This is a genomic window from Pseudoalteromonas sp. UBA6610 (genome assembly GCF_002433295.1).
In the GTDB taxonomy this organism is placed as follows: domain Bacteria; phylum Pseudomonadota; class Gammaproteobacteria; order Enterobacterales; family Alteromonadaceae; genus Pseudoalteromonas; species Pseudoalteromonas atlantica.
Map to the genome: position 1 here is coordinate 1 of NZ_DJHW01000124.1, position 8,741 is coordinate 8,741.

The 8,741-nt window shown below is 41.6% G+C and carries 6 protein-coding genes and 1 pseudogene; 4 read left to right on the forward strand and 3 right to left on the reverse strand.

Annotated features, from left to right (window positions below):
* Positions 1 to 259 precede the first annotated feature (259 nt).
* The 4 genes and pseudogenes from B4F91_RS16255 to B4F91_RS16270 all read left to right on the forward strand — a co-directional run bounded on the left by B4F91_RS16255 (position 260) and on the right by B4F91_RS16270 (position 3,721).
* Positions 260 to 1,726, forward strand: a complete 1,467-nt coding sequence (locus B4F91_RS16255; RefSeq protein WP_004589533.1) for a carbon starvation CstA family protein — start codon at positions 260 to 262, stop codon at positions 1,724 to 1,726.
* Between the two features lie 91 nt (positions 1,727 to 1,817).
* Positions 1,818 to 2,510: a cupin domain-containing protein gene (locus tag B4F91_RS16260; RefSeq protein WP_286936458.1), complete on the forward strand. Its 693-nt coding sequence runs from the start codon at positions 1,818 to 1,820 to the stop codon at positions 2,508 to 2,510.
* A 225-nt stretch (positions 2,511 to 2,735) separates the two neighbouring features.
* A pseudogene (locus tag B4F91_RS16265) lies at positions 2,736 to 3,115 on the forward strand (STAS/SEC14 domain-containing protein).
* 153 nt (positions 3,116 to 3,268) lie between these two features.
* Positions 3,269 to 3,721, forward strand: a complete 453-nt coding sequence (locus tag B4F91_RS16270; RefSeq protein ID WP_121638345.1) for a nuclear transport factor 2 family protein — start codon at positions 3,269 to 3,271, stop codon at positions 3,719 to 3,721.
* A gap of 42 nt (positions 3,722 to 3,763) precedes the next feature.
* Here B4F91_RS16270 and B4F91_RS16275 read toward each other — a convergent pair whose 3' ends face one another.
* From B4F91_RS16275 to B4F91_RS16285, 3 genes are all read right to left on the reverse strand, one after another.
* The gene (locus B4F91_RS16275) at positions 3,764 to 4,711 is read right to left on the reverse strand and encodes a carbohydrate kinase family protein (protein ID WP_286936456.1); all 948 of its coding nucleotides are present in this window, start codon (positions 4,709 to 4,711) and stop codon (positions 3,764 to 3,766) included.
* Between the two features lie 112 nt (positions 4,712 to 4,823).
* On the reverse strand, positions 4,824 to 7,214 hold the full coding sequence (locus tag B4F91_RS16280; protein ID WP_096042799.1) for a TonB-dependent receptor domain-containing protein: 2,391 nt from the start codon (positions 7,212 to 7,214) through the stop codon (positions 4,824 to 4,826).
* A 164-nt stretch (positions 7,215 to 7,378) separates the two neighbouring features.
* The gene (locus tag B4F91_RS16285; RefSeq protein ID WP_286936454.1) at positions 7,379 to 8,596 is read right to left on the reverse strand and encodes an MFS transporter; all 1,218 of its coding nucleotides are present in this window, start codon (positions 8,594 to 8,596) and stop codon (positions 7,379 to 7,381) included.
* Between the last annotated feature and the right edge of the window lie 145 nt (positions 8,597 to 8,741).

Here is an 8,741-nt window from a genome sequence, read left to right on the forward strand (position 1 = left end):
AGCGCCTGTTTGGCATTGATGCTGCTTTATCGCCAATTTATGGGGAATAACCACACCACATAGGCGCTGCCTTGCCTAAATACCAAACAGGCTGCTGCAAATTTAACCTTGAAAGGTCTACAGGCCCTTGTGTATTAGCTATTCGTCTTATAGCGGGGGGATTAATACTTTGTTAATGTTCGTCGATTATTCATGGATTGAAAGGCGGGGCGGCAATTAGGCGCTCTATACTCCAAATACAAAAAGAGAAACGTGCTTTATGATCATCTTTTTTATCTGCATAACAATCTTAATACTGGGATATAAGTTTTATAGCCCGTTTGTTGAAAAACAAGCAGGTATGGATACAACAGTTGATACACCACAAAAACGCTTTAGCGAAGGTGTTGACTATGTAGCCATTCACCCTGTGCGTGCATTTTTAATTCAGTTTTTAAATATTGCGGGTGTAGGCCCTATATTTGGCCCAATTTTGGGTGCGCTTTACGGACCGGTAGCACTTGTGTGGATTGTGCTTGGTAACGTATTAGGCGGTGCAGTACACGACTTCTTCTCAGGTGTGATGAGCATTAAAGAAGATGGCAAAAGCTTACCAGAAATAGCAGGGCACTATTACAACGTTGTGTTTAAAGGCTTTATGCTAATATTTACAGCCATGCTGCTGTTTTTTGTGGGCGTTGTATTTATTATGAGCCCAGCAGGCTTATTAAGTAACTTAGATGTATTTGAAGGCACTTTTTTTGCTAATAATACTTTTTGGGTTTTGGCTATTTTAGCGTACTACTTTTTAGCAACGCTGCTACCTATTGATAAAATTATTACTAAGTTTTACCCGCTATTTGGCTTATTAATGATTGTAATGACTACATTAATAGCCGGTGCGTTATTACTAGATGCACCACACTTACCAGTTGCAGGCGACTTTTTAGCCTACTTTGAAGCCGACCACGCGCATGACTTTTTAGAGCCAAACCCTGATGGCCTGCCAACCTGGCCGTTACTGTTTATTACCATTACCTGTGGTGCTATTAGTGGCTTTCACTCTACCCAAGCGCCTATTATTGCCCGCTGTTTAACAAACGAAAAATACGTACGCCCAGTATATTACGGCGCAATGATGTGTGAAGGCATTGTAGGTTGTGTATGGGCACTTGCGGGTATTGCCGCGTTCCCAGAAGGTTACGCAGGCTTAAAAGCATTGCTTGATCAAGGTGGCCCAGGTTTAGTGGTTAACCATGTAGCGAATAGCTACTTAGGCGTAATGGGCGGTATTATGGCTATTATTGCTGTTGCGGTGTTCCCTATTACCTCTGGCGATACGGCGTTCCGTTCACTGCGTTTAACCGTGGTTGATGCGTTTAATATTCCGCAAAGCTTACGTAATCGCTTATTACTGGCAGTGCCAATTTTAACGATTGCCTTTTTTATGACTAAATTAGATTTCTCAGTTATTTGGCGCTACTTTGCATTTTCAAACATGCTGCTTTCAACCAGTGTGCTATGGCTTGCAACTAAGTACTTATTTGATAGACGTGCATTCCACTGGATCACCAGCATACCTGCCGTTATCGCTACTGGCGTAACACTTTCGTACATCATGACTGCTGCTATTGGCTTTAATTTATCGGCCGATTTAGGTAAACCAATTGGTGCCGCTGTGGTTGTTATTGGCTTAGTAGGTTTAGTGTTTGTACACTCTAAGCATAAAAAGCTAGACGTAGCGTAAAGCGTTAAAAATTAAATAAGCGAGCTTAATAAGCTCGCTTTTTTTATGCATAAAATTTACTCTCACACTATGCAATTTTAAAGGTAATAAAATGAAAATAGCTGCCGATTTTACCCAGAGAGTCGTTGTTCATAGTGAGCAACTTAATTGGAACCCTTCGCCAATGGCGGGCGTTGATAGGCGCCCACTTGATAGAGTAGGCGCAGAAGTAGCCCGTGCTACAAGCATTGTACGTTATTCACCAGGGAGCGAGTTTTCGCCTCATGTGCATACAGGCGGCGAAGAGTTTTTTGTACTAGAAGGCGTATTTCAAGATGAGCATGGCGATTTTCCACAAGGCTCTTATATCCGTAACCCACCGCAATCAAAGCACAAACCAGGCTCTGATGAAGGCTGCATAATATTTGTAAAGCTTTGGCAATTTCAGCCACAAGATAGAACCCACGTACGCTTACAAACACAGCATATGGGCAGTGTGCAACACGCCACATTTAAAGGCCTTGCCATAACCTCTCTTTATAAAGATGACTTTGAAGATGTGAGTTTATTGCATTTTGAGGCAGACGCCAACATGCAAATTAGTGCAAACGGGGGGGCTGAGTTACTCGTGCTTGAAGGCGATATAAGTGAGCAAACAGATGTATTAGTAAAACACAGTTGGTTAAGGCTGCCTATTAATAGTGAGCTTAATATAACCGCAGGTAAGCAAGGTGCAAAAGTGTGGCTTAAATTAGGGCACTTAACAGATGTAGATAAGCAAATAGAGCGCGTACAAAACGCTTAGCAAATAGCATTATTTAGCAGTATTGTTTGATTTAGTTCAGTACTAATTAACTTAATACGGTGTAGTTTTATAGTTTAACTCAGTAAGTGATGGGCATTTTTGGGGTTTTTATTTTTTAAAGGGAATAATTTCACTTTATAGGCTTTAATTAACTCCAACTTTCGTTATTAAACCCACTCACACAGGCTGTAAATAACATAAGCGCACCCGATTAAGGAGAGCAGCATGGTACACACAACACATGGTTTATCTATTGGTATTGAACGCGCAGGCCGAGAGTTTTTTTAAAACTAAAAGCTGTAGGAACGCTAACCCACGACGACTATAAAGTCATTACCCCTATGATCGACTCAGCGCTTGGCGAGGTTAAACACCCTATAGCAAACGTGCTTATTGATGCCAGCGAGCTAGAAGGCTGGGAGCTTCGCGCCGCGTGGGATGATTTAAAGCTTGGCGTAAGGCATTCAAAAGAATTTAATAAAATTGCTATTTATGGCAATCAAGAATGGCAAGCCCGCATGGCTAAAATAGGCAATTGGTTTATTTCAGGCGAGGTGCAATACTACGAAAACGCCACCGCCGCCATCGATTGGCTAGATGAATAGCTTGATTGAAAAGTTTAAGTTAAAGCACTCCTATAGAGTGCTTTTTTATATAGGAGCGTTAATAAGTTTTTGAATTTGCTTTATTTAAATTGTTAATATTGCTTAATTAAAATACACTCCTTAGTACTAATAAAACTATACATTATAATAACAATGAAACACGTACTTGCCCTTTTTGCATTACTCATATTTTCTACATCAATACATGCAAAAGACAACACCATATTTACGCCCGTGAGCGATTTATTTTTAGCTGTTTCTAACTTTGATCACGCAAAAATGCGCGCGGCTGTTGATGATTCATTCTTGCTTTTAGAGCACGGTGAAGTGTGGACTATTGATGACTTTGTAAATGTTGTTAAGCCCGCTGATTACATAAGAACGAATTATTTTAGTGTTATAAATTCGCGTGTAGAAGGAAACGTTGCGTTTATTAATTACTGGAATAAAGCCAATTTTAAAAACGCCGATAAAAGTGCTGACATTTATTGGTTAGAAAGCGTGGTTGTATCAAAAGTGGGTGACAAATGGCTATTATCGCAAATGCACTCAACCCGTTTACCACAAGGTGAAACACCTAAAGGCGTTACTTTTATTAAGCAATAATTATAAATTAGGTTAAGCCCCGCTATTTGGGGCTTTAACTGTTTATATTACATCAGCCAGCACAGGTAATGCCGGAAATGCCCCTTTAGCTAAACACGCTTTAGAGCCACATTGAAGGGCAAAGTGCAGGGCGTTTTTTATGCTGGTTTCATCATTTAACTTATCTGCTAGTGATAAATTACTCCCTAAGTTATTTAAATAGTATAAAACCCCCGCTATAAAGGCATCGCCCGCGCTTGTTGTATCTACTGCGTTTATTTTTGGTGCCGATTCGTTAAGTATAAATGCGCTGTGGTAAACCGTAGCAGGCTCAGGCCCGTCGGTTAAAAACACCAGTTTTACTCCGGTATTTAATAGCATTTGAATGTAATCTTCGCCCGTTGTTTCGCTATGCTTTGCTAAAAAATTAAGTTCATCACGCGAAAGTTTAACTATGTCGCAATAAGCGAAGCAGGCTTGTACATTGCTGGCTATATCATGGGTGTTTTCCCACAAGCTGTAGCGTAAATTTACGTCAAAACTAACGAGCTTATTATGTGTTTTAGCAAGTTCTAGCGCTTTAAGGGTTGTATTGGCAATTGCTGGGTCGGTTAGCGTGTTTGAGCAAAAGTGCAAAGTACTTATGCTTTGCCAATTTATTTGCGCTAAATGCGCTTGGGTTAAAAGTACATCGGCTGTGTTATGGCGATAAAAGCCAAAGCTGCGCTCGCCTGTTTCATCAAGGCTTACTATTACCATGGCGGTTTGTGTGCCAGCAATGGTAAACAAATAGTCTGTATTTACATTGTATTGCGCCAGTGCATTACTTAATTGATTGGCAAAATGATCGTCACCTTTACCACCACAAAATGCAGCCTCACCGCCAAGTTTTGCATAGCCAACAGCAACATTAGCAGGTGCACCACCAGGGATGGGTAAGTACGCTGAGTTATGAGCATCTTGAGGCAGCATATCAATTAAAAGCTCGCCTAAGCACAGGAGTTTGGTCATTTGGAATATCCTAAAAAGCCTAGCAAGGCTAGGCTAAAAACATGAAGGGTGTTATTTATTCATACTTTAAAAGGCGCTACAGCGATGACTCACTGCAGCGCAATACACACATTTAGTTAAAAGCGTATTTTAAAGTAACCGACGTAGTGCGGCCGTTAATAGTACGGGCACGAATAATGTCGTTTTCTGGTACTGAGCCTTCTTCGGCTTCTGTAATACCTACTGTATCGAATAGGTTGTTTACATTAAGCGCAAGGTTTAAGTTTTCTGATAAGTCGTAGCTTACAAACGCATTTACTTGCGTGTAGCCGTCAAACTTAAGGTCGTTGTTATCTTGTGCATAAGCATCGGTTGTACCAATAAAGCTTACACCTGCCGCGCCGTTATCGTAGCTGTAACGCGCCATTAGTGAGTAAATTAAATCCGCTTGGCGACGTGGTGTGTTACCTACAACTTCAGGGGTTAGCGCATCTTTTGCAATTTCAGCATCGGTCCAAGTAAAGTTACCTCTAAAGTCCCATGCATCCATAAAGTAAGTTGATTCAACCTCAATCCCTTTTGCTTCGTATTCACGGTCGAAAAAGGTTTGCGATGTTGCTTCAAAGTTTTGCTCTTCTGTTTCTGCGTAAAAGGCTGTTGCAAATACCGAGAACGAATCAAAACGTTTTTTCACACCAATCTCAAATTGGTTTACTTCATCTACTGCATCTTCATCAGCTACGCTTCCGTCACTGCGTACTTTACCAAATAATAAACGGTCTGCATTTGCGCGCCCGCCTTTACTAATACGTGCAAACGTAGCTAGGCTTGGGTCAATTTGATAGTTAGCACCTACAGAATAAGACGAGTAGCTCCAGTCGTAATTTACTGGGCTTGCATTAGCTATATCAATACCTGCTACGTTTTGCTCAGGAATAGAAATAGTACCGTCGCGGTTCATATCTACTGTTGAGGTTACGGCACCTGCGTAGTTTCCGCGTGCTTCACCGCTGTCGTAGCGGGCACTTGCATCAATGCTTACATCACCAAGTTTTGTTGAAAACGCAACATACGGTGCGCGAGTATCGTACTCGGTGTCGTAATCGCGCTGACAACAGTTACCCCAATAAGGCGTGCCGTATGCGTATAAACCGTTTTCTGAATACTCAGTGCCATCGGCTGCGGTTACATTTAAAAGTGCCGCATTGTCGCCTTTAAGCTCCATTAAGTACGAGTTCCATAACCACGACATAGCAATGTTTTGTGTAGAGGCAAAGTAACCAAAGGTTAGGCTAGTGTCATCGCTAAACGATTTAGTTAGTTTAAAATCATTAACAATAGAGCCAAAGTCGTTAAGCGTTACATCAAAAGTGTGAATACGCATGGCAAGTTCATCATTAAATGCTTCGCCTGTGTTTGCGTTACTCAGTGTTGCGCCTACACCACCAATGCTTTGTGCAATAGACGATGCGCTGCCAACCTCAGCAGGAATAAGCGAGTTAAAGTTGCCGCTAATTGACGATTTACGAAAACGGTTTTCGATACGCCAATCGTTATCTAAATCAAATACAGCTTCAAAACCTACCGCATCCACTTTAGGGTTCATGCCATCGCGTAAATCGCCACTGCTAATTTGGTTTTCGCCATTTAGGCGCACTGTTTTGGTAAATAATGCAGAATGAGGGGTATCTGATTGTGCATCAAACCCGGCAATAGAGTCACCATTTGAGTACATTGGCATAGGTAAGTAACCTACGCTTTTGTCGTCTAGGTGTTTGTAATAAAGGCGAACGTAGCCGTTTTCAAAATCTTTAGTAAGGTTAGCTTTAATTTGGCCACCTTTATTTGATGTGTAGCCTGTTTCGCGCGGGCCTTCGCCTTGGCGTACAAAGCCACCTACATGAAAACGCACGCTGTCGGTTAAATAGGTGCCGTATTCAAAGTCGGTGCGTACACTGTCGTAATCTAGGCCAACAGTAGTAGATACGCTACCCGATTCGTTATCACCGTTTTTAGAAATAAAGTTAATTATGCCGCCAGGTGCATTACTGGCTGATGTAGAGGCTGAGCCACCACGAATTGATTCGATTGTTTGCACTGTGTTATCAAGGCGCATAAAAATATCGGCGTTACCAAAGGCAACATCACCAAACTGCATTACAGGCAGACCATCTTCTTGCAGTTGTAAAAACTTGGCGCCACCCGATGCTACAGGTAAGCCACGCACTGCAATATTTGCATTACCTTCACCGCCTGTTGATTCAGCGCGAACACCCGGAATAATTCTAAATGCTTCAGCCGTTGAGCGTGGCGTTGATACCTCAACTTGCTCAAGCGATAAACTGCTTACTGATGAGCTCGACGCCATAATAGTTGTGCGGCGAGGTACACCGGTAACAACAATAGTTTCAAGCCCTTGGTTGGCTTGCACTTTGGTTTCTTGCTCATCTTGTGCATGAACGCCTTGGCTTACTGCAAGTGCTAAGGCACTGATTAAATATAAAGGTGTGTGGTGTGTTGTCATGTTAACGCCTCATTGTGTTGTGTGAGTTTGTTATTTTTACTTAATCGATTAAGCAAAAATAACAAAGTTTTTACAATAAGCAAATTGTTTTTGTGTGTAATTTGCTCTTATTTTATTTTTGTATTGATTTTAAAGGTGTTTTTTATACTGGCTTGAGCAGCCATTTATGCATTTTTAGTTAATGCTTTTGCCGCAGGGTCGCGGTAAAAGTTATAAAGCATGGCTAAAAATAAGATCACAGCAAAGCCGGTAGCTAAGTAAAAACCGTAGCGTACGTGGCCAAAGTAATCACTTATCATGCCCATAAATAAAGGCGCAAGTGCGGCCGAAAGCGCGGTAAAAAATAAAATAACACCCGCTACTGCACCATGTTGTGCAACAGGAAAGCACGATATACCTTTAGAGTTTAAAGTAGGGTAAACCATCGACATAAATAAACCCGAAAGCGGAAGCAAGCCTACCGCCCAATCAACACCGCCTACCAAAGTGCCTACATAACACAGCGCGATGCCTAAGCTTAAATAAGCCATAACCCCTTGCCAGCTAAAGTGATTTAAAAGCCATACAGCAATAAAGCGCCCAGCAGCACGTAATACAAAAAATAGTGTAAGTGCGTAGGTTGCAAGTAAAGGCCACGAGCCTGTGTAATCTTTTAAAAGTGTTGGCATCCACACGTAAATAGCAACCTCGGTAGCTACATATAAGGCAATAGCCAACGAAAAACCAAGTGCGTACGGGTTTTTAATCATTGTCATGGTGGTGGCAAGTGAAGCGGGCTTTTCTGTGCTTTTAACAACACTTGGGTAGTCGGCGCGCCATGCCATTAACGCTAAAATTAAACACATAACGCCGGCAATAATGTACAGGTAAGTCCAGCTCACGTTTTGAGTAAGCAGTACGCCTACCAGTGCAGGGCCTACAATGGCACCAATACCAAAAAAGCCTTCTACTTTGTTCATGGTTTTAGTGTGCTCTGCGTTACTTGCAGATATATCGCCAAGTAGCGCTAGTGCACCGGTTTTAAATAAACCAATGGCAAGCCCTATACAGCACAGCAAAATTAAAAACACCGAAAAGCTATTGCTAAAGGCAAACAAAAAGCAGCTGAGCGAAAAAATAAGTAAGCCCAGCATTATGGTTTGTTTACGGCCTAGGCTGTCGGCTAAAAAGCCTAAAAACAAGCCACTAAAGGCAATCAGTGCCATAGGTGCATAATGAAAAGCACTGGCTTGGGTCATACTTAAACCAAACTCTGTGATTAGTTCAGGGATGATCATACCTACTGCATCTGAGGTCATCGCAAACATAAAAAACATCATGTAAGTGAGTATTCGTATGCGCTGCATTGGGTCGCTTTGGGTGTGTGTGTGTAAATTTGTCATGTGATTTTTCCTCGTTGTGGCTCAAGTTATAGTAATAACTCAATCACTTACTCTGGTTAGTATTACCTTTGCCACAACTTTTGTATGTAAAATATTTAAAAATTACTTGTAAAATTGTACGTGCTAGTTAAAGATATATCTTAAT